General features: G+C 42.1%; 20 protein-coding genes and 1 pseudogene. 12 read left to right on the top strand and 9 right to left on the bottom strand.

The features are described 5' to 3' along the window. Nucleotides 1-47: 47 nt before the first annotated feature. The 9 genes from ACQ76V_RS07190 to ACQ76V_RS07150 form a co-directional block, all read right to left on the bottom strand. The gene (locus ACQ76V_RS07190) at nt 48-962 is read right to left on the bottom strand and encodes a hypothetical protein (RefSeq protein ID WP_440999809.1); all 915 of its coding nucleotides are present in this window, start codon (nt 960-962) and stop codon (nt 48-50) included. Nucleotides 963-1,152: 190 nt separating this feature from the next. Continuing rightward, nucleotides 1,153-1,656, bottom strand: coding sequence for a hypothetical protein (locus tag ACQ76V_RS07185; RefSeq protein ID WP_440999808.1), 504 nt, complete (start codon nt 1,654-1,656; stop codon nt 1,153-1,155). A 223-nt stretch (nt 1,657-1,879) separates the two neighbouring features. Next, nucleotides 1,880-2,638, bottom strand: coding sequence for an NERD domain-containing protein (locus ACQ76V_RS07180; RefSeq protein WP_440999807.1), 759 nt, complete (start codon nt 2,636-2,638; stop codon nt 1,880-1,882). A gap of 181 nt (nt 2,639-2,819) precedes the next feature. After that, nucleotides 2,820-3,242 carry a hypothetical protein gene (locus tag ACQ76V_RS07175; RefSeq protein WP_440999806.1) on the bottom strand — a complete coding sequence of 141 codons (423 nt, stop codon included), beginning with the start codon at nt 3,240-3,242 and terminating at the stop codon, nt 2,820-2,822. A 171-nt stretch (nt 3,243-3,413) separates the two neighbouring features. Further along, complete coding sequence (locus ACQ76V_RS07170; RefSeq protein ID WP_440999805.1) at nt 3,414-4,634, bottom strand: hypothetical protein; 1,221 nt, start codon at nt 4,632-4,634, stop codon at nt 3,414-3,416. Between the two features lie 26 nt (nt 4,635-4,660). Continuing rightward, nucleotides 4,661-5,806 carry a hypothetical protein gene (locus tag ACQ76V_RS07165; protein ID WP_440999804.1) on the bottom strand — a complete coding sequence of 382 codons (1,146 nt, stop codon included), beginning with the start codon at nt 5,804-5,806 and terminating at the stop codon, nt 4,661-4,663. Nucleotides 5,807-5,988: 182 nt separating this feature from the next. After that, nucleotides 5,989-7,062 (bottom strand): InlB B-repeat-containing protein, encoded by a 1,074-nt coding sequence (locus ACQ76V_RS07160; RefSeq protein ID WP_440999803.1) that lies wholly within the window; start codon nt 7,060-7,062, stop codon nt 5,989-5,991. 257 nt (nt 7,063-7,319) lie between these two features. Continuing rightward, complete coding sequence (locus tag ACQ76V_RS07155; protein ID WP_440999802.1) at nt 7,320-7,913, bottom strand: AbiV family abortive infection protein; 594 nt, start codon at nt 7,911-7,913, stop codon at nt 7,320-7,322. A gap of 119 nt (nt 7,914-8,032) precedes the next feature. Then, nucleotides 8,033-9,691 carry a hypothetical protein gene (locus ACQ76V_RS07150; protein WP_440999801.1) on the bottom strand — a complete coding sequence of 553 codons (1,659 nt, stop codon included), beginning with the start codon at nt 9,689-9,691 and terminating at the stop codon, nt 8,033-8,035. A gap of 382 nt (nt 9,692-10,073) precedes the next feature. On the opposite strand from ACQ76V_RS07150, the gene ACQ76V_RS07145 reads away from it, so the two are divergent. The 12 genes and pseudogenes from ACQ76V_RS07145 to ACQ76V_RS07090 form a co-directional block, all read left to right on the top strand. After that, nucleotides 10,074-11,072 (top strand): hypothetical protein, encoded by a 999-nt coding sequence (locus tag ACQ76V_RS07145; protein WP_440999800.1) that lies wholly within the window; start codon nt 10,074-10,076, stop codon nt 11,070-11,072. 21 nt (nt 11,073-11,093) lie between these two features. Next, a complete protein-coding gene (locus tag ACQ76V_RS07140) occupies nt 11,094-11,498 on the top strand; it encodes a hypothetical protein (RefSeq protein ID WP_440999799.1) in 405 nt (134 codons plus the stop codon). A 9-nt stretch (nt 11,499-11,507) separates the two neighbouring features. Beyond that, nucleotides 11,508-11,735 carry a hypothetical protein gene (locus ACQ76V_RS07135; protein ID WP_440999798.1) on the top strand — a complete coding sequence of 76 codons (228 nt, stop codon included), beginning with the start codon at nt 11,508-11,510 and terminating at the stop codon, nt 11,733-11,735. Continuing rightward, nucleotides 11,732-12,760: a transglutaminase-like domain-containing protein gene (locus ACQ76V_RS07130; RefSeq protein WP_440999797.1), complete on the top strand. Its 1,029-nt coding sequence runs from the start codon at nt 11,732-11,734 to the stop codon at nt 12,758-12,760. The genes ACQ76V_RS07135 and ACQ76V_RS07130 overlap by 4 nt, the downstream gene beginning before the upstream one ends. 9 nt (nt 12,761-12,769) lie before the next feature. Further along, a complete protein-coding gene (locus tag ACQ76V_RS07125; protein WP_440999796.1) occupies nt 12,770-13,180 on the top strand; it encodes a hypothetical protein in 411 nt (136 codons plus the stop codon). A gap of 15 nt (nt 13,181-13,195) precedes the next feature. Further along, nucleotides 13,196-13,561: a hypothetical protein gene (locus ACQ76V_RS07120; protein ID WP_440999795.1), complete on the top strand. Its 366-nt coding sequence runs from the start codon at nt 13,196-13,198 to the stop codon at nt 13,559-13,561. Between the two features lies 1 nt (nt 13,562). Next, a complete protein-coding gene (locus tag ACQ76V_RS07115) occupies nt 13,563-13,871 on the top strand; it encodes a hypothetical protein (RefSeq protein ID WP_440999794.1) in 309 nt (102 codons plus the stop codon). 1 nt (nt 13,872) lies between these two features. Next, nucleotides 13,873-14,559 carry a hypothetical protein gene (locus ACQ76V_RS07110; protein ID WP_440999793.1) on the top strand — a complete coding sequence of 229 codons (687 nt, stop codon included), beginning with the start codon at nt 13,873-13,875 and terminating at the stop codon, nt 14,557-14,559. Further along, nucleotides 14,552-14,962: a hypothetical protein gene (locus ACQ76V_RS07105; RefSeq protein ID WP_440999792.1), complete on the top strand. Its 411-nt coding sequence runs from the start codon at nt 14,552-14,554 to the stop codon at nt 14,960-14,962. The genes ACQ76V_RS07110 and ACQ76V_RS07105 overlap by 8 nt, the downstream gene beginning before the upstream one ends. Before the next feature lie 32 nt (nt 14,963-14,994). Further along, the gene (locus ACQ76V_RS07100) at nt 14,995-15,282 is read left to right on the top strand and encodes a peptidoglycan-binding domain-containing protein (protein WP_440999791.1); all 288 of its coding nucleotides are present in this window, start codon (nt 14,995-14,997) and stop codon (nt 15,280-15,282) included. A 1-nt stretch (nt 15,283) separates the two neighbouring features. After that, on the top strand, nt 15,284-16,525 hold the full coding sequence (locus tag ACQ76V_RS07095) for a hypothetical protein (protein ID WP_440999790.1): 1,242 nt from the start codon (nt 15,284-15,286) through the stop codon (nt 16,523-16,525). A gap of 4 nt (nt 16,526-16,529) precedes the next feature. Continuing rightward, nucleotides 16,530-19,204, top strand: a pseudogene (locus tag ACQ76V_RS07090) (hypothetical protein); the annotation flags it as partial.

Raw genomic sequence — 19,204 nt, 5'->3', positions numbered from 1 at the left:
CGAGACCTGTCCGAGTTAAAGGCGGGTTAGGGTGCTGTGGTTTTTCTTTATTGGCTTAATATTTCGAGAATATCACCATCTTCGATTGAAACTTTCGCTTTCACAGAATTTTTCACTTTTCCACCAAATGCGTTATTTCCACGAAAAGTAGTTCTAACTACCAAGTGATCACCTCTGTCCCAATAAACAGTTTCTACATGCTCGTAACTATCAGGATCATGCATATTTCTTTCAATATAATCTTCTAGCTTACGATGCGATCCATCCCACGCGCTAAATTGTTCCTCAATTTTTTTCTTACGAGCTGCGGCTCTGGCTTCTCTTTGTCTTTCTAATTCACGTTCTCTCTCTAATCGTTCTTGCTCCTCTTTTTCTTTAATAAATTCTGCTCTTGATCCAGCATTTTCCCTCATTTTGGCAATTAATACGGCATTCAGTGTATCATTTTGTAGGATCGTTTTGTCAAGATTGCCTTCTTTTAAGTTGCTAAATTCTTCTTCAGACAAATTTAGCAGGGAAGTTTTTAAGAAACTTTCTGAGTTTAACCTATCCAAAGTATTTTCAACTTGAACTGCTTTGTTATCATCGTTTCTATAAAGCTTTTCTGCTTCGTCTAGTAATTTATTTGCTTTAGAAAAGTTATTATTTGAAACTGCTGCTATAGATTGGTTTACAAGTTTGTCAGCTTTCTTTTCTTCACTCATTTGATTCGTGTAACCAGCATAGAAAGCGAGTGCGAAACCACCAATAACTATTAAATATTTGGCTGGAGTTGACAAATCCGCTTTTTTATCTACCAAACTTTGAACGATTGGAAGTATAAATATTCCAATAAGGATAAATATAATTCCCGAAATTGGATCATTTTCAAAATTTGAAAAGCCAGCCAATATAATCACCCCACCAGCTATCCATTTTAAAGCTTGCTTTCTTCGATTTTTATAAACTGGTTCATTTCTCATTGGTCTAAAAAGTTGGTTTAAAATTCTTGATGGTTTTTTGGGGCTAAGCACCCTAACGACATTGCGAATAAGCTGCCAGGCCAACGTTGGTTTTAAAAAAAATGTACTACAGAAATTGAGGAACTAAAAACGGGCAGGGAAGGGCGAGACACGTCCGCTTAAAGGCGGGTTATATGGCCGCAACAGTTTTTTAGTCTGATATATATTCTAATTGCTGATGTTCAATATCATTTGCAATTACAGCCATCTCCCCGAAAGCAACTTTAGGACGACCTGACTGATCCCAACTTGCCCTTTCAGCTGATGTACCGCCTAAACTGCTACCTGTTGCAGCAGTTATTCCAGCTCCCATTGAAGTGGTTACTCCCCAAGAACCTCGTAATGTAGCCTTACTTCCATTGTTATTTTCCTCTACAAATACGTCGATTTTTAAAGTTGTTTCTTGTCCAACTTCTTTGAACCCAGTAGAAAGCGTACCCATTTCGCTATTTTCTTGAGAAATGCTAAATCCTTCTGAAGCAAGGTGTTGGTAAATTGTTTTATAAAAATCAGATGGTGATTCAGTTGAATAAAGTTCAATAGCATTTGCTTCATCAGGGATTTCAGATGAAACTTCAGTGGGAATATTTGAAGTAGTTACGCAAGAAGTCAAAAATATTGCGAAACCAATAAGTAACAGGTGATTACGTAGCATAATGAATTATTTTAATCGATTTATTAAAGGCCATATAATGACTTGGTGCTTAAGGTGCCCTCGGATTAACAATAATCTATTAAGTAACGAACGGAAAGCTAAAAAGCCAAAAGTTGGTAGGTGATGGCAAGGTATGTCCCCTTGAAGGCGGTTATAGGTCGTCTTGTGGTACGTTTAGAATTAGATGTCCAGCTAAATGCGTTTTAATGTAGCTTAGTTTCTGTTATAAGTCCTTTGTGAATCGACATTGCGGAAAGTTTTCGCATCCTAAAAATTTCGTGCCAGCATTAGGACCTTTTTTTGCTGTTCTCTCAACTAGCTTCGAACCGCATTTCGGGCAAACTGTTGTTGAATTATGCCTTTCACGCAATGATTGTACATGATCTCTAGTGGTTAATGAAGACTCAGATACGAAGTATTCAATTTCATCAACTATCCGATCAATTTCTTCAGGTGGAAGAACTCGATCCTTAAACTGTTTAATATATTTACCTAGCCGGGACTTTATCACATTATCTGGCAATTGTGTTTTAAATTTACAATTGCCGACGAAGTAAATAACAGTATGTATGATTGATTCATTAACACCCAAAAATTCTGATAGAATCTTTTTTTGTCTAAAGGTTTGCCTTATTGGGTTCTGAAAAGAATAATTATCCCCATATAGTGACTGCGTCCATCTTTGTTGATCCTCAAATCCAAATATCCAACCTTTCCTATTCTTTGTTTCTACTATGAACAGTCCATATGGTGATACAAGAAGGTGGTCAATTTGAGTTGTACCGTTTTTTGATTTAATGATGACATCATGAAATCTTCGGTAAACTTTTGAATTGAGTGATAGCCAGAGATAGAAAGTAGTCTTTTTTTCACCAAACCAACCTCTAAATAGGTTCATTATTTTTTTACGCATTAGTGGAATTAGCCAAACAAAACCAATTATCACTAATAACATCAACAAAGGTGTGGCTGAATCGTCCATTGAAATATTTTTAAACTATGTTCAACAGGTTCCTATATCGACATTGCGCATAAGGTGTAGGCGCCAACGTGTTGAAATTATTTACAAATAAAAGGTTAACTATAAAAAGTGAGGCTGGCAAGAATTGGCGAGGCCTGTCCGCTTAAATGCGCAGGTTAGTGGGCTGTCAACACCATTTATTTTAATTGTTATTTAAATCTTCAGCTTCTTTGTATAACCAGTCAACATGTTTGCCTAAAGCTTTTTTTATTTTTTCTTCATCAATTTCGTTTTCAACTTTTAGACCATTATCAGTAGCAATAATGTTCTGCTCTTCTGATACTTCATCAATTGTTTCAATGTAATGCCCGAAATATTTGTCTCTACAAAACATATTATCGTCGGGCTTCTTTTTTGATTCATCTCTTACTTCTCCGCCACTATTGATATAATCAAAATCATATTCCAAAGTATTGTCTTCAGGAATACCTATAATATCACATACAATATCCCAATTATTGATTTGGCGAAAATCTCTAAAAGTAATCCCTTGCTCTTCGAGTTTTCTGAAGAACCTCATTTGTTTGAATTCTTCAAATAATAAGTCAACAAGATGCTTCCGCATATATTCAAGAAGTTAAAAATTAGATATTAGTTAAGCCCACTAACGACCTGGCGCATAAACTACAGGCGCTAGAATGTGGAATTAATTACAAAATGAAAGAGTAATTATAAAAAGAGAGGTTGGCAAGATTAGGCGAGGCCTGTCCGCTTGAAATGCGCTGGTTAGGTGGCCCTAATAGTTTAAGTTAAACTCTTTATTATGGAGGTTTTGATTAAATAACTTATAAACTTCCTCCATGTCAGAGTGTTTTTCATTTAGTTCATTTGGATAATATTTTGATTTAAGGGCAACTTGGTAAGAATCTTGATCCATTTGTGAATAGTTGATAGAAAAAAATACAATTGAACTTAGTTCTTGCTGATGCTCAAACCCTTCCTTGAAAAGGCCACAATTCTCCCCATAATCATTTTTTCTATGATATAAACAGATTTCAATGTCACGAAACTCTTGAAAATTATTGGTCCCGATAAAAATTGTTTGGTAATCATTGCTATTTGTATTTCCGGATATCTGTTTCGAACCTTTTTTAATGTTTTCGACTATTGCATCTTTGATATCAAGATTCATGTCAAAACCACATATCGTAGAAACTGTTGGCTCACCTGGATTATTTATTATGCTGATGCTTTCTACAAATTTGTTACTATTACCTCTGCGGATAACATTTTTAGAAGAGCTATTTAAATTACTTACGTAATATTCTCGGCTATTTATTTCCTTTCTATTTTGGTATAAATCAAGAACTTCACGAGCAGCTAAAATCGCGTCATCTTCGTCGAAGACATAGTTTTTTAGTTTGACCATTACCCATTCATTTATATCCCTTACAATTAGGTCCTCAAAAATATATGGCATATCTAAACCTCTGTTCTTGGATAATGAAGACTCAAACCATTTTACATCTGTATGGATCCGTTTACCAACTATTTCAGCAAATAGGTCATAATTTGAATTCGATGCTGTTTTGCTAGGATTGTGTACTGAGAAATTATCTGAAATGTCGGATAATTCTTCTACGATTGTAAGTTCAGCTAAAAGATTTTCATAGCTGTAGGGTGATCTCAGCAATTCTTTAAAGGAGGACAAATTACATTTTTTTGAGTCTAAAGATTTCAAAAGCGACTCAAGATAGAAAATGGATATTGCAACTGTGAAAGGAAATTTCTTGTCATCTATAGACAAATAAGAAAGGATATTTAAAATTTTATAGTGAACCTCAATATTGTTATCAATTTCCTTTATGAAACCAAATCTACCCAACTGGATTTCCTTTGCTTCAACTACCTTATTAAACATTTTGATCTGCGATCTAAGATCATTGTTGCCGAATAAATTAGTAATTAAAGGGAATTTAGCTTTTACTCTTTCAAAATTTATTGGATGATAAATCATCTAATTATCTAACTAATTTTAAACTTTCATTCTTTGTCATCTCCACTGTTTTCCTCTGAATCCTCTTTATCCGAATCATCCTTTCCATTGTCTTCTTCATCAGTATTATCTTTACCTTTATCACTTTGGGATGGAGGAAGACGATTAAAGGAAGACCAATCGATTGAATTAGCAATGTTCGGGATATTAGAGTAAATATTGGGAATCCTTATACTATTACTTAAATCTTCAATTATTTTTTTGTGTTGTCTCTCAAATGCATTCATTGTTGAAATGAAATCATCCGTTATAGCTTTATTGAAACTCTTTTGGAAAGTTTCAGCAATACGTTGCAGATTTTCTCTTGCCTCTTTTAATTCCTTCCTGCTTAGACCCCGTTTTGCTAGTTTTATTACTCTCTTAACTTCTTCGCTACACTCTTTTAATTTACGAACTTCATGGAGTCTAAGCATTCGGTGATGCATGACTTTATGCCTAGTCCCAATAACATCAGTTTTAATTTTTTTTCTTAAATCAAGCCATTCTTCTTTGTCCTCAAAATATTTTGAGAATACATTTTCCCAAATTGAGATGACTTCTCTTCTCTCATTCAGCTCATTTTTAAACTCTTCAAAAGTCGAACATTTAGAAATTATTTCTGAAAGTTTTTCTATTGAAATATTTTCTTCATCGGATAATTCTTGAAAATCAGCAGTTATAATTTTTACGAGGTCATCAAAATGAGTGAACTCTAACGCGTGTTGGCTATCTAATTGTTTGTCATCGGTTTTTTGTTCAACCTGATTAACTCTTTCTTTGATATTGTCAGGTATTAATGAGTTCCACCAATTGAAACCTCCTACTTCAATCATCGCACGATTTATAAATTCTCTGAAAGACAGTTCAAGATCTGCCAAAATGCGATATGATTTTATACGTAAAGTTTCACCGAGGTCATCTTGGACTCTATAGGCCCAGTTACGATTTAGATTTAACTTATCATAGCAAGCATCAATATTTTTTTCATTACCGACCACTTCAAGAACTAGGTATTCCTGGTTCAAATAAATTTTACAATCTAATTTTGGTAGAATTTTTTCTAGTGCTGAATCGAGATGAGCAGAGAGCTCTTTTTTATTGAACTCCTCTTTGCTGATCCAGTATTTAAGAACGTATTTCTCTTCCTCATTCATTTTTTGAATGTACCTAAATTCATAGCAATTTATTTAGCCACCTAGCGACATTGCGCATAACCGGCCTTACTGTATTTAATTCAATTTCCAGTTTACTATTTGGCACCAAGAAAACAAAACGGCAAGAGGGGGCGAGGTGCGTCCCCTAAAGGCGCGGGTTAGGCATCTTTGGAAGTTTTAACTTAATCTTTGATACATCTTACAAGAATTAAATTTGATTTTCTTGTGTAATCAATGTCTCCAGTAGATGGAACTTTTAAAAACCTACCATTACGATCACCAAATTGTGTAGCACTCCAATATGCGCCAATATTATCATGGGTACCCCAACGACCTCGGTCACGGAAAGGACTATGTATCTGAAGGGGAGATTTAAAAGCATCATCTTGGTAAATATCCGGATTAAAAGTGCCAGTTTTGTATGCATTATAATAAGCATCCCATTCTTCAAGTGTTGGTAAACGCCATGAACCACCTAATAATTGACGACAAGGATCATTAGAAATTTCCCATTCAACATCTTCATCAATACTTGATTCTAAATTTTTCTGTGGTATCCTATTTGATTCTTCAATATCTCCATCATAGTGATAACCTTGAAGCCTATTAAATTGGAAAACCCATCCTCGTTTTTCTGGATCTTGATCTGTAGCATTTTCTGGTGCAGCTATAGCGCCAAGGTTCCATTTAGTCCAAAGTTTATCACCACCAACACCTTCCCAATCTGCACGAATAGTAGGATAGGTTCTTTCAGAAAATATTTCTTCTGTGTTTGGGGTTACCCCTTCTACATAACCATGAGAGACATATCCTCCTTCTTCAAAAACAGCCGTTACTGATTTTTCTTCATCAATAGTAATTTGTTCAGGATTCTGATTTCCTTCAATACCACCTTTCCAATTATTAAATCGCCATCCTTCTGAAGGATTAGCTGTTAATTCGACAGTTGTTCCATAATCATAATCAGTAGACTTCTGGTTAACAATTTCTTCCTCAACAGTACCTTCCCCAACTGTATTAACTTTGAGTTGATATTGTTTTATTTCAAAATTTGCAGATAAACTTAAATTTTGATCAATATCAAATGTTAACGGATTAGCAGATGAATCGATATCTCCAGACCAGTTTTTAAATAAATATTCATCTGATGGAGTTGCGTTGAGTGTAATTGTTTCTCCTTCTTCATAAGTGCTGTCAGTTGAAGGGGAAACATTGCCACCATCTGAAGGCTGAATATTCACAGTTACATCATACATTCTTGTATCACTATTAGTGCTACAAGAAAATAGGAAACATGTAGAGATGAATAGTAAAAAGATGGAATAACTCTTAGGTGGTCTCATAAATTAGTTATATCTCTATGATTTAGAAGTTGTAAAGCTAGGAAAGATGCCTAACGATATTGCGCATAAGGTGCGCCCGTAAAAATGTTGAGTTGATAAATAACGAACGAGAAGCTAAAAAGCCAAAGGGTGGCAAGAAGATGGCGAGACCTGTCCGAGTTAAAGACGGGTTAGGCCAATTCTTGGTCATCTTCAATTTGTGTTAACTTTGAATGAAGTTGTTTTATCTTTTCTGGGTCTATTGATTTAATATCACCTGCTTTGAATAACTCTTCACCTGTTCTAAAGAAGTCCAAAACTCCTTTTGCATTTTCTAATTTATCCACTGCTGTTTCTTCATCAATTAAATTTGATGGAAGAGTAAATTCATTATCAGTATAGTCAGTATACAGTGAAGACAGTTTTTCACTTTCTAAATCTTCTAAGTCATCTTCCAAATTTTCTATCTGTTCTTTTTTTTCTTCAGGTGTAGTTTCGAAAGAAAGGAAAATTCCAAAATTGTATATATTGCCTCTCTTTTCAATATGACTTCTAAATCTTTTCCAAAACTTACTCCAATCTATATCATCATTTCTAATTTGTTGAGTAATAATACTGCAAATCATTAAGTATTTACCCAATTCTTCCACAGCAATTTGGGATAAGAAAAGTGACCTAGCAAAAGAGCCATTTTCAAAAAGTAATTCAGAATCTTTTATAAGCTCTTCAGCATTCTTGAAAGTTTTTTTTCTTGCTGATGTTATTTGCTCAATTGATAAACTCATATAAACCTCTCTGATTGATTAATTGGCCTAACGACATCGCGCATAACCGGCCCAGATTTATGTTAAATCAACAACTAACGAAGGCAGCGAATTGGCGAGGTGCGTCCAGGTAAGGCGGGTTAGGTGTTTAAAAATGTATCAAGTTTTTCTTCGATAAATCCAGTTGGAGTAATTTCATATTCTTTTGCTCTTTGATGAAGATAGTCGCTAAATGATGATAAAATTCTAAAAGGGTCACCAGCATTAGTATGACCATTATAAGAATCAAATATTGAATTAATTTTTAACTCCTGATTCTTAAATAGTGTTTTAAACTTGATTAAATCATCCAACAGAACTATTACTGGTTCTTTCACACGGTGTGTCTCCGGTATGTTTGATTTTTCAAGTAATTGATCAAACTCTTTCTTAATTAAGTAATTAAATCCAAACTGATTAAAAACACGATCAGTGACTACTAAAATTGGGTAAAACTTTGCTTTTGAGAAATCATATGGATCTGATTTGGGTAACCCCTTATTGGATAGGGCTTCGATATTGTTTAAGAGTTGTTTAATACCTTTTGGTTTCCCTTGGTTATTTTCGACAAGCTTTTTCAAAAGTTCTTGCTGAATAGTTGCAATATCGTATGAATTTTTTGAGGCAGCACTAAACAATATGTCTTTGAATTCAAATAAAAAAACTTTCGTTTTTCTTCTAATGTAGTAATCAGGATTTATTTCTTGGCCAGTGAATTTATCTTCAGGTATATGAATACAATTCTCACAAAAAATTTCTTCTGCTAAGTTTTTAAACAGGTACTTTTCGGTAAAATCTTCACTTAACTGGGACTTAAAATCTGGGAAATTATTGTACTTGACTCCTCCTTTAAGTTTTTCACTTTTAATTGCTTCAAAAATATCAAACTGAATACCTTGGAAAATTTTATCTATAAGAAAATTTAAGTTTAGAAAAAGATACTTATCTGTATCAAAATTTAGTACTGGTCTTTCTCTAATATTTAGAAAATCTATCTTTTTTGAATATGAATTAGGGTCTAATGACAAAAGAGAGAAAAAATCTGCTTTTTCGTCATTAGAAATTTTCAGAACGGATCTATTTGACGCTTGATCAACCATCTGCATATAAGCAGAAATTATTGTGCCTAAATAATCTTCCCAAGTTTTTTGGCTTCTAGACTTTAAAAATTTCGACAGTATATCTTTAAATAATTTGTTTGATTGACAGAAATTGAAAAATTCTATTGCCTTATAAAATTGTAACCGGAAATCTTTGAAATATTTTAGTTCATGGATTGGTAATTGACTTGGCAAAACGAGTTCAATCACCTCATCTGGTTCCTGATATTCTCTGTCATCATCAAGTAATTTTGTAGATTTTTCTATCCATTCTTTTGAAGAGATTAAATAAGCTTTAAATAAATCAATTTCTTGATCAGGAGTTAGTTCCTGAGAATTCTTGTCATTGAAGTTCTCTAGTATTTCTTGGACTAAAAACAAACAAGATATATTGTTAATAAAATTGAATCGTCCGGAGTAGCTTTTATACACTTGATAAATTTTTTTCTTTAGATCGTTATCTTGTCTTCCTGTCCATTGTTTAATGAATTCAAATTGTTGTTCAGATCCAGTTTCATCCATGTGAATTTGGGTTAGGTAGTGTACAACAATCTGAATAGCAATAATTGAAGGTATACCATTTAGCAAATCAGATATTTCTGGAGGATCATCATCAAAAATATCTGAATATGAAATTACTACCTGTAGATTCAAATTCATGAATATGGTTTCTTTAAACACCTAACCTTAACTTATGTGCAGAGAGTTAAATACTATTCATTGTCAATATACTATGCAAAGCTGACCTTTAAATTATCTAAAAGGGATTTATCAATATATTATTCATACAAGGGCTCTTTATGTAATACAAATAACACTTACATATAATATTATTTATCCATATACCTCACTTTTTGAAGATCTTTTCTCAAATTAGCACATCTTGTTTCTTCTTTTCCCATCCTGTCCCAAGCTTTGGCAGTTAATTGCAGGTTATTCCAGCCCGTCCCGAGGTATTTCCCCTGATTTGAAATAGTGTTACGTTGACATCGGTGATTGCCAATACTGATACAATCACGACATATTAACCAAGCCTGGCCCGATGCCTGAACACTTGCCGAATACCTTAGAAACCCAGCAATGCGATTATGCCACCACCCTCCAGGAACTGCGAGAGGGGGTGCCTATTTTCGGGCGTATTACCGGCCGGACCGATGATTTCATCGACGTCGAAAAGGATATTCCGTTCAACATTCGTTCTCCTTTTAAGGTGGCCAAGGCCATGTGTCGTCTGGAGCCCGGCATCTATACCTTGCATACCGGCGACGACCATGATATCGAAATTAATTTCCGGATTGACGATCCAAACAAGCAGACTGAAGTAACTACTGACCTGTTCGGGCAACCGACCGGCTCCAGGGAGACCAAAGACGAAGGCTATTACAGCAATCGTATTCTTCGGCTGGAAGGGGAGCTCCATGATGCGGACCGCAAGATCCGCCAGCAGGTTGATGAGATTATGAATCTGAAGCGGGAACTTGCCGAAGATAAAACCACGACCCTGCTCACTCACCAGAAAGAGTTGGCCGACCTCAAGGAATCACACCGCAACGAGATTGACCGACTCAAAGAAATTCAACGAAGTAACCTCAAAGCTCTCGAAAAAGAGCTCGGAGAACTCGAAAAGGTAAAATTCCGCATGGAAATGGAACAGCGGGCTGGCGGCAGAGACGCCGGAAGCCGCATGCTGGATATGCTGGAAGAAAATGCGCCATTGTTTTTTAGCGTCATTTCAGGGCTCTTTGCCCAACGAGCCGGAAGCCAAGGCCAACTAACCCCCGAGCAAACCGAGGCTTTTAAAACCGCAGTAGCCCAAAAGATTCAAACGCAGAAAAAGTCTGACCAACCCCAACAAGATGCCCTCCTCAACAACGAAGCCGAACAATCCAAAGGTGCCGGGGAGGAGACTCCTCGGCACCTTCCCGCCGACGGAGCCGATATCCCAGAGACCCTGTTGGATGGCGCAGGCGGGCCGACTCTGAATGGCAGCTTTTCTTCACCCGAGGCAGGTGGCCATCCCGAATCACCCATGACCATATAACCAACTTTGAACAACCCCGCCATGAATCCCAATCATATTCCCTTGCTTAAGATGGCCCTTGAATATCTTGGCGACCACCCGCAGCCCTACGGGCGCTATGCCAAACGCATTAAATCACAACTGGCACTGATGCAGTCTTACGGGCGCCCGATTACGATACAGGATTGGACACGCATGGCCAAACTACTTTCTGAAGAAGCGATAAGCAGGGATATCGGAGCCGAACGCATTGCAAAAACGATATATCCCCTTGTGGATGGATTAGGGCAACACGCAACTACGCTCTGCTATATCCCTGCCCACCTCGCTTGCCAACAGCTGCTGCGCTTTACCGGCATATCGGTGAGCAACCAAATAAAGGCGCTCCTCACAGAAGTCATTATTGAACTGCAAAAACTAGTCACGTCCAACGGACCCAAATCTTAGTTAACAGCTATGCCAACCATTACCCAACAACCCGTTACAAGCCTTCGGGATAACATCTACAAGGAATTGGATACCGCAGGAATAACGACCATCACGCGCTCCGGTCAATTTGCGGGCGTGCTTATCAGCCTGGGCGATCTTGATCCAAAACTAGCGAAACGGCTCGGTGATGTCACAACCCGCAACCCCGAGCACGGCCTGCAACTTCTACTTGACTATATCACCTACCGCTCTTGAGCAGCCATTATCCTCATATCACCCCTTCCCGTAACGCAGTCACTACCGACGGTTTAGTGATGAGCAATAAGGCGGCAGCAAATCTCCCAAAAGGTGATGCTGCCGCCCCTATTATTTCCCGCCGTCGAAGATACCCTGGGATCGATAGCGTCCTCGAACTAGCTTCGAAGCTTGTTACCAAATATACTGGCCGGGATGATATCCGCGAGTTAGCGTTAAAAATCACCCGGGGAATTCACAAGAATTCAAATACCGGCCTTCCCGACCTGCGAAATGTAGATCAGATTGCCGATTCTATCTACAAGTGGATGACCCGTAATATTAACTACGTTCGGGATCCCTGGAATATTGAACGCATTCAATCCCCGGATATCACGCTCCGGCAGAAGGCCGGAGACTGCGACGATCACGCGGTCCTGTCAGCGGCCCTGCTGCAAAGCCTGGGTATTCAAACCGGATTTCGGATTGTGAGCCGGACGGGACGAAACTACGATCATATCTACGCGGTTTACCGATCCCCTCAGGGTTGGAAATCCTTTGACACAACCATCGCCAAATATCCCGGTTTCGAGTTTGACGAGTCGCTGATTAAAAAATCCAGACACCTGCCAAACAGCATGCCAGAAGGACTGGGTGTCGATCCGGTTACCCTTACTGTCGCGGCCACTACAGCGGTAAAAACAGGCGTAACCATGAGCAGCATGTTCTCCAAATGGTTTGGCGCCAAAGATAAAGGCGAGCGTATCCAGCGCGGGCAATGGCGAGACTATCTAATGGCCCGAGGGGTCCGCTCGGACGTCATTTCGTTTTCCCAAAAGGATAACGCGATCCTCAAGCAATACGCCCAAGTTATCCAAGAATACGGCCAACCGGCTGTTGACCACCTGAACAGATTTGGAAGCATCGGCAACAGTTTTTATGCCGACCAGCAGAAATCTCAACATAAAAAATGGCTCCTGTACGGTGGACTCTCGGCCGGGCTTCTCACCCTTGGCGGGATCAGCTACTGGACCCTTAACCACTAATAACTGTTTATGAGCAGCTCCTACCTCCGACCCGTAGCAATACTACAACCCGACAATGATCAATTGGTCATATACCCTTCAACTGTTGGCTTGAACGGTTGGGAAGAAGATGATCCCTGCCGGTATGCCAACCAGAGCTGTAAGGGAAAGATGTTCGGCAAACTTAAACGCTGCCGCCGAAAACGGGAGAAATCGCAGGCGCTTTGTAAGGCCCACGAGCGCAAGTTGGCTGAAAAGAAGAAAATAGAGCAGGAAAAACAGCAACTCATGACGGCCTTACAGCACAACGTCACCGATACCGCTGCCAAACAAGAGACCGCAAGTACGGCCATGATTGCGGGCGCAGCAGTGGGCGGGGTTGCCATTCTGGGAGCCGCCATCATGTTTATCGCCAAAAAGAAAAAATCTAAATCCCAATAGCATACCCCAACCCCTATGAACAACAGCTCCTACAATCAATTAGATTTTCTGCAGACTACCCGGCCATTTAACTACACAAACAGCTTCCTCCCTCCTGTTGGATCCACAACCACCACCTCAAAGAAAACCAAGTTTGGCAGCATCCTGAATGACTTGTCCAGCTTTTTGACCACAGCGGCCGATACCGCCGTGACCGTGGACGGGGTTATCAACGGCGGGAAAAATAACTCCAGTGGCAGTGGCCTAACCCCCCAGCAACAGATGGCGCTCCTGCAAGCCCAAAAATCGAGCGGCCCCAATATGACAAGCATGTTGCTTATTGGCGGCGTCGTTGCCGTTGGGGGAGGACTCATGTACACCTTACTAAAAAAGAAATCGTAATATGATTGAAGCCACTTATCCCGCCCATCCGGTAGGAATTTCTCATTATCTCGATGGTCATATTCCCAACGGGCGCTACCCAAATCCCTCTCCATCAGAGGAAAAGGTGTACCTGCAACCGACCATCCAGCTGCAGGAAGTCCCAAAAGGGGCAGAGGTTGAAGCCCCTGAAGGCCAATCGATCTGCCAGCGGCTCTCCGCCGCTCGACCCTCCGAAGAGCTCCGAAATTGGTTTGACCAACACAAGAAAACCCTGGGATGGATTGCCGGTGGATATCTTGCTTTTAGAATCTTAACCAGACGAAGATAACATGACCCAGACCCAATATGCATATAGTGACAACGGATTAGGATCCGCCGGCATTACAGGAAATATTATTAGCTCTGAGGCTGGCGAAGTTCGCATTATCGGCCGGTATCCCGAGCGCGGGGTGCCCAAAAACGGGGTTCCCTTCTCCGTTGATATCGAGATTGACCGATACCGCAATTTCTGGAACTCGTTTCTGCTTATAGCATGTCCGGATGCGGTCATCGCGGCCCTGGACCCGCAAACCCGAAAAGTACTGGCCATATCCCGAATCCTGACCAGCATGTGGGACGGCTGTCGCGGGCAAACCCGGCTGGTGTTCGGGCGCTCTTTTCGTCCGGACCGTAATCACCCGGTCATCTTTGAGCTGCATACCAGCAATGTTACCGAAGCCAATATATCCGAGGCCAAACCGCTTGCGGCCTCCAAGGTTATGACCCTAGATCTGGATATCGAGGAAGGCCAACAGAGCGGGGTATATGCTCCACCCACCGAGCCGTGGTATCAGATTAGCTTGCCTAACCCACAAAGCGCGTTCAGCGGCGTCAACAACACACTCACCAAAGCTTTATGGCTGGTTGGCATCGGAGCCGGAGCGTATTTCCTTGGCCCGCTTATGCCCGGCCTGCGAGACAGCATGAAAAATATGACCAACCCTGACACCGGCCGGGAGGAAACCCGAGATGCGTGAGCTCATTGAAGGTCGAGATTATCAGATTGTGGACGACGGTATGGGCGGGCTAAACAGCTACCTGCGACAAACCGGAAAAAATGCGTTTCGCAAAGCCATTAGCCTAGCCGATCGCGCCCTAAGCGGCAAGAAAGGAAAAGCCGCAACTACGGCCATCATCATGGCCGAGCTTACGACCGATAAAGATGGGTTAAATACCATTTACCACCAACATGCCGGGGTTATCAACCGGTACTTCGAATATGTGGACCTGCAAGCTGTAAGTGATCTTATCGGTCTTGAAGAGACCGTTGCAAAAAGCAAATCCATGGCCACACTTAAACAAGCCGGTTTTCTCTCCATGGGCATCGCCATTGGAATTGCCGGTCTCACCTTCATAAACCGAAAACGTTCTTCCCAATGACTCTAAAAATAGGTGACAAAGGGCCGCAGGTCATGCACCTGCAATCCGCACTCAAAGCCGCCGGTATGGACCTGCCCAAATATGGTGTCGACGGGATATTTGGACCGGAGACCCAGCAGGCTGTCAGACAAGCCCAACAACAGTTTGGGCTCCCAACCAGCGGCATAGCCGGCCAGGGGCTACTACAAAAACTAGGCATTAACCCGAAAGCCATAACCCAAAGGCCACCACAGGCATCGGTAAACCACAAGGTGTTGCTGTTTGGCAGCCTGTCTATTATCGCCATTGGAATCGCAATTAAAACAATCAGACGACAGTAATATGGAATCAATGACAGCCCAGCAGCTTTCCAAGCTTAATATCAAAGGCATTACCATTGCCCAACCCTACGGGAGACTTCTCGGTGAGCCCGAAAAGAATGCCGTCATTTTTATTTGGGGCGAAAAAGGAGCCGGTAAATCAACGATGAGCCTCGGACTGGCTGATGCCTTAGCCGAACATGGGCGCATCGAATATATTCCCGCCGAAGAACATTTTGGCAAAACATTGGTCGACCGCGTCAAACGCCTGGAAGCGACCCACCCGAACCTCAATTTTACCAAATGGAAATCCATTCAGGCCCTCAAAGAAATTCTGCTAAAGAACCGGTCCTTCGCCTGTATCCTGGATTCGATTTCCGTGATTGATGCCAACGCCAAGGAAACCGTAGAGCTGGCCCAGTGGTGCCGAGAAAACGGTATTATGTTTGTTATGGTATCGCATGCCACCAAGGACGGACAGTACAAAGGCAATACCAGCATTGCCCACGAGTGCGACATCGAAATCAAGGTTACCAAAGAGGGCGGAGCCGAAACCGAAAAGAACCGTTACCGGGAACTTACGGCTATTGCCGTGCCATTTACGGCCGCCGACCGAAACGTTTCACCAAAAACTAAGCCAGAGAAACAACAGGCTCCAGCCAACCGCGAGAACCCCGTGGATACCCCTTTTAAAATTACCTTAAAAGAGCTGGACAAACTCCACAAAATTCGCTCCTGGAAGCGCATCAACTCCATGTTCGGAAGCAAAATGCCCTGCTATGCCCCGAAGCATTCCGGAGAATCCGAAAACGCTCACCTGTCGATCCGGTACACCGCCGACTATCCCAAAAAGCGATACATCATGGATCTGTTGCTGGACGGCCACCTTGAATATCAGGCCTGCACGGAAGGTTCTGGTGGCGGGGTACTGGCGTGTTGGAAAAAGCTTGTCAAAAAATATGGAGATCTGGAAATCCGGATTTACAAGCAGGACCACGCGAAACTGGTACTGGGCGCCAAGGAGTACAAGCGACAGGAACGGGCGTTTGCTAAACAACAAGAACCCCCGAAGGATACTGCTGGCGATAACAAGAAACCGAAAAGCTCCAAACCAACAGTGAAGCCGAAGAAAACTGCTCCAGAAGAATCCACGCCTGTGATCCAACCGACTTCACCGAAAGAAACCGAACCTGAAATTGATATCGAAGCGGCCAAACAAAGCCAGGACAAACTGGATGCCTTCTTAACCAAAATACTGGGCTAGCCCGATGCGAAACAATCCGACTGTTACTCCTTTTGACGAAATTACAACCGATGATTACCCCGGTATTTTTGGCGATTTCGATGGAGACGGAATCCCCAACGCCGACGATCCCAACCCGCAGCTGGCCGGGGACACTGATACCGTCGAAGAGGTCAAACTCACCGAGGAAATCAAACAGCTAATTGCACTACGTGGCGACTATCAGCAGGCCTTGGACCAGGTAATAGCAAAGCTCAAAGATCTAAAACCGGAAGCCCCGATAAAGGGACGGGTAAAATCTCCGTACTCAGTGATCAACAAATTGCGTCGAAAGCGTATCAAGGGAGATATCAAGCAGGCTGGCGCTGGCGAACACTACATGCAAGGATTGACCGATATGGCCGGATGCATGATTGTTTTGTCGGGTCAAGCTGAGTTGGACCAGGTAGCCCGAAAAATTGATTCAGGAGCTGTTGGCAACGTAATTGAGCATGAAGACAAATACGCCAGACCCGTTGGAGGATATCGCGCTCACCATTTTATTGTAATGGCTGGCACCGCCGGTGATATTCCGGTCGAGATTCAGGTTAAAACCCAGCGGATGGCCCAAATAGCTAATGCGGCTCACCAGCCTTATAAATCCAATACACTTAACACTACACGAATGCAGCACCTAACCGATTTGGCCTGGCAAGCTGACCAGGGAAATGAGGAGGCCGCAAAGCAAATAGATGATCTTCTGGGCAACTCCCCAAAATTGAACCAACAGTTGACGACCCGTAAAAATCCTACCAACCAGTTGCAGGTACTCCAGGACTCCTTTACCGAAACGGTTAAGAAATTAGCACTGGCATTTTCATTAGACAAATTTCCAACCGAGCATCGCGAGCAGGCACTGCAGCTATTTCGCGAGCACGGACATATTATTGGCGTCGACTTTGACCAAATTTTTGAAGATGCCACAAGTGAGGACCTATCAACCAAAATTGAAGACGACCAATCATACCATGACTCTGAAGATCGTGCGGGAGAAGCGAAATATGAAAGCGATTTTTCTGACCTTTCGTTGAAAAATTACGATCCGATCCGTTTAACGAAATCCGAACGCCGCCGGGCCAACGAAGCAGCGCTGGCCGTCTTGGAAAAAGAAGATCGTGCTATCACCGAATCCGACCTGGACACCCTTCGCCGGTATACCGGAGCTGGTGGATTGGGGTACGGGGAGGATCGCACCGGCACCGAGCGCGGCCTGCTCAACGAGCATTACACCTCCTACCCGTTGATACAGCTGATCTGGGATAAACTCCAGGCTATGGGCGTGGACGGGGGCAACATATTAGAGCCCGGCTCAGGCATTGGAAATTTTGCGGGATTTCTGCCTAATACCGACAGCTATCGTATGTTGATGGTTGAGCGGTCTGCAGTGAGCGCTCGTATTGCTCGGCTCCTATACCCTAACCAGTTAGTTAAACACCAAAACTTTGCTGAGACCGATCTGTCGCTATATAATCTTACCGGCGCCATAGGCAATGTCCCCTTTGGAGATATAAAAATTCATACCCAGCGCGACCCGCTGGCTCACCTAAATCCGCGCATCCACGACTACTTTATCTTGAAGTCTCTGGAGGCTCTTCAGCCCGGCGGTTTTATGGCGGTGATCACCTCGGTCGGTACGATGGACAAAAAAGATCCGGCCATCCGACAGGCTATGGTCCAACGCGCCCGATTTGTGGGCGCCTACCGGTTGCCCTCGACCGCTTTTAAAGATAATGCCGATACCCTTGTGACCACGGATCTGCTCCTGTTTCAGAAGTATCCTGACTTTGACGGGGAGCAACACCCTGATGTCACTAGCGAACTTAATCGATTGTTTGCCCACCAGGAGCTCGCCGTCAGCATCACTGAACATAACGGCCAGTCTTACGGGGCCTACTATAATCCCTACTACCAAAAGTATCCCCAACAAGTATTAGGTGAGCATATTCAAGGCCACGACATGCAGTTTCTCACTCGCATGGGCGTAAAAGGCAAAGTCGATAATAAGCTTACCGACCGGGTGGTGAAAGATGGCCTTCAGTTTCCCTACGAGCTCCCAATCCCAATGGAATTCTACCGCATCCCCGATGAGGGAGTCCGGTTGAATACAAGTCGAGATTATCACGCTGGGAATATCATTCACCATGATGGAAATTTTTATGAAAAACAGCGCCACTATTTTAAACCTATTGCTGTAGGAAGCAAGGACAAAGCAGGCGAAGGGTTGCGCGAAAAAATCGCCTCGGCCTGCCAAATGCTCGATACCTATGATGATTTCGTTACCGCACTGGCCCGGGACAGCGAGCAGAAAGAGCCTCTCCGAGAGAAGTTTAAGCAGCTTCTCGCCACTCATATTGATGCCTACGGCATTCCAGACGAAGATGAGGACATCCGCCAGATTTTCCGCTACGACAACCGGTTGTATAAACTCACCACCTTAGTTAAGCGCGATCCGATCAGTGAGGAGCTGGTCTATGCCGATATTATCGATGCCGACTCGATGTTCAACCGCAACTACGTACCTGCTGTTTCCGACTCCGATGACTTGGCCGAAATTGCCATGTACGGGCGATCCATCGGTGAAGACCTCTCGCTTGATTTCTACCAGTCTACCTACAGGGGCGGTACGGCCGACCGGGAGGAGCTAACCAAAGCTATCGAGGA

Source organism: Fodinibius sp. SL11, assembly GCF_052060035.1.
Lineage (GTDB): Bacteria > Bacteroidota > Rhodothermia > Balneolales > Balneolaceae > Fodinibius.
The sequence above is the reverse complement of the archived record's forward strand: the minus strand, read 5'-3'. Positions and strand labels throughout refer to the sequence as shown.

Coding starts and splice junctions, on each gene's coding strand:
- ACQ76V_RS07175 (WP_440999806.1), bottom strand. CDS start 3,242: ATGCGGAAGCATCTTGTTGACTTATTATTTGAAGAATTCAAACAAATG.
- ACQ76V_RS07190 (WP_440999809.1), bottom strand. CDS start 962: ATGAGAAATGAACCAGTTTATAAAAATCGAAGAAAGCAAGCTTTAAAA.
- ACQ76V_RS07115 (WP_440999794.1), top strand. CDS start 13,563: ATGATTGAAGCCACTTATCCCGCCCATCCGGTAGGAATTTCTCATTAT.
- ACQ76V_RS07120 (WP_440999795.1), top strand. CDS start 13,196: ATGAACAACAGCTCCTACAATCAATTAGATTTTCTGCAGACTACCCGG.
- ACQ76V_RS07145 (WP_440999800.1), top strand. CDS start 10,074: ATGCCTGAACACTTGCCGAATACCTTAGAAACCCAGCAATGCGATTAT.
- ACQ76V_RS07140 (WP_440999799.1), top strand. CDS start 11,094: ATGAATCCCAATCATATTCCCTTGCTTAAGATGGCCCTTGAATATCTT.
- ACQ76V_RS07185 (WP_440999808.1), bottom strand. CDS start 1,656: ATGCTACGTAATCACCTGTTACTTATTGGTTTCGCAATATTTTTGACT.
- ACQ76V_RS07110 (WP_440999793.1), top strand. CDS start 13,873: ATGACCCAGACCCAATATGCATATAGTGACAACGGATTAGGATCCGCC.
- ACQ76V_RS07165 (WP_440999804.1), bottom strand. CDS start 5,806: ATGAATGAGGAAGAGAAATACGTTCTTAAATACTGGATCAGCAAAGAG.
- ACQ76V_RS07095 (WP_440999790.1), top strand. CDS start 15,284: ATGGAATCAATGACAGCCCAGCAGCTTTCCAAGCTTAATATCAAAGGC.
- ACQ76V_RS07170 (WP_440999805.1), bottom strand. CDS start 4,634: ATGATTTATCATCCAATAAATTTTGAAAGAGTAAAAGCTAAATTCCCT.
- ACQ76V_RS07125 (WP_440999796.1), top strand. CDS start 12,770: ATGAGCAGCTCCTACCTCCGACCCGTAGCAATACTACAACCCGACAAT.
- ACQ76V_RS07135 (WP_440999798.1), top strand. CDS start 11,508: ATGCCAACCATTACCCAACAACCCGTTACAAGCCTTCGGGATAACATC.
- ACQ76V_RS07155 (WP_440999802.1), bottom strand. CDS start 7,913: ATGAGTTTATCAATTGAGCAAATAACATCAGCAAGAAAAAAAACTTTC.
- ACQ76V_RS07150 (WP_440999801.1), bottom strand. CDS start 9,691: ATGAATTTGAATCTACAGGTAGTAATTTCATATTCAGATATTTTTGAT.
- ACQ76V_RS07105 (WP_440999792.1), top strand. CDS start 14,552: ATGCGTGAGCTCATTGAAGGTCGAGATTATCAGATTGTGGACGACGGT.
- ACQ76V_RS07160 (WP_440999803.1), bottom strand. CDS start 7,062: ATGTATGATGTAACTGTGAATATTCAGCCTTCAGATGGTGGCAATGTT.
- ACQ76V_RS07180 (WP_440999807.1), bottom strand. CDS start 2,638: ATGGACGATTCAGCCACACCTTTGTTGATGTTATTAGTGATAATTGGT.
- ACQ76V_RS07100 (WP_440999791.1), top strand. CDS start 14,995: ATGCACCTGCAATCCGCACTCAAAGCCGCCGGTATGGACCTGCCCAAA.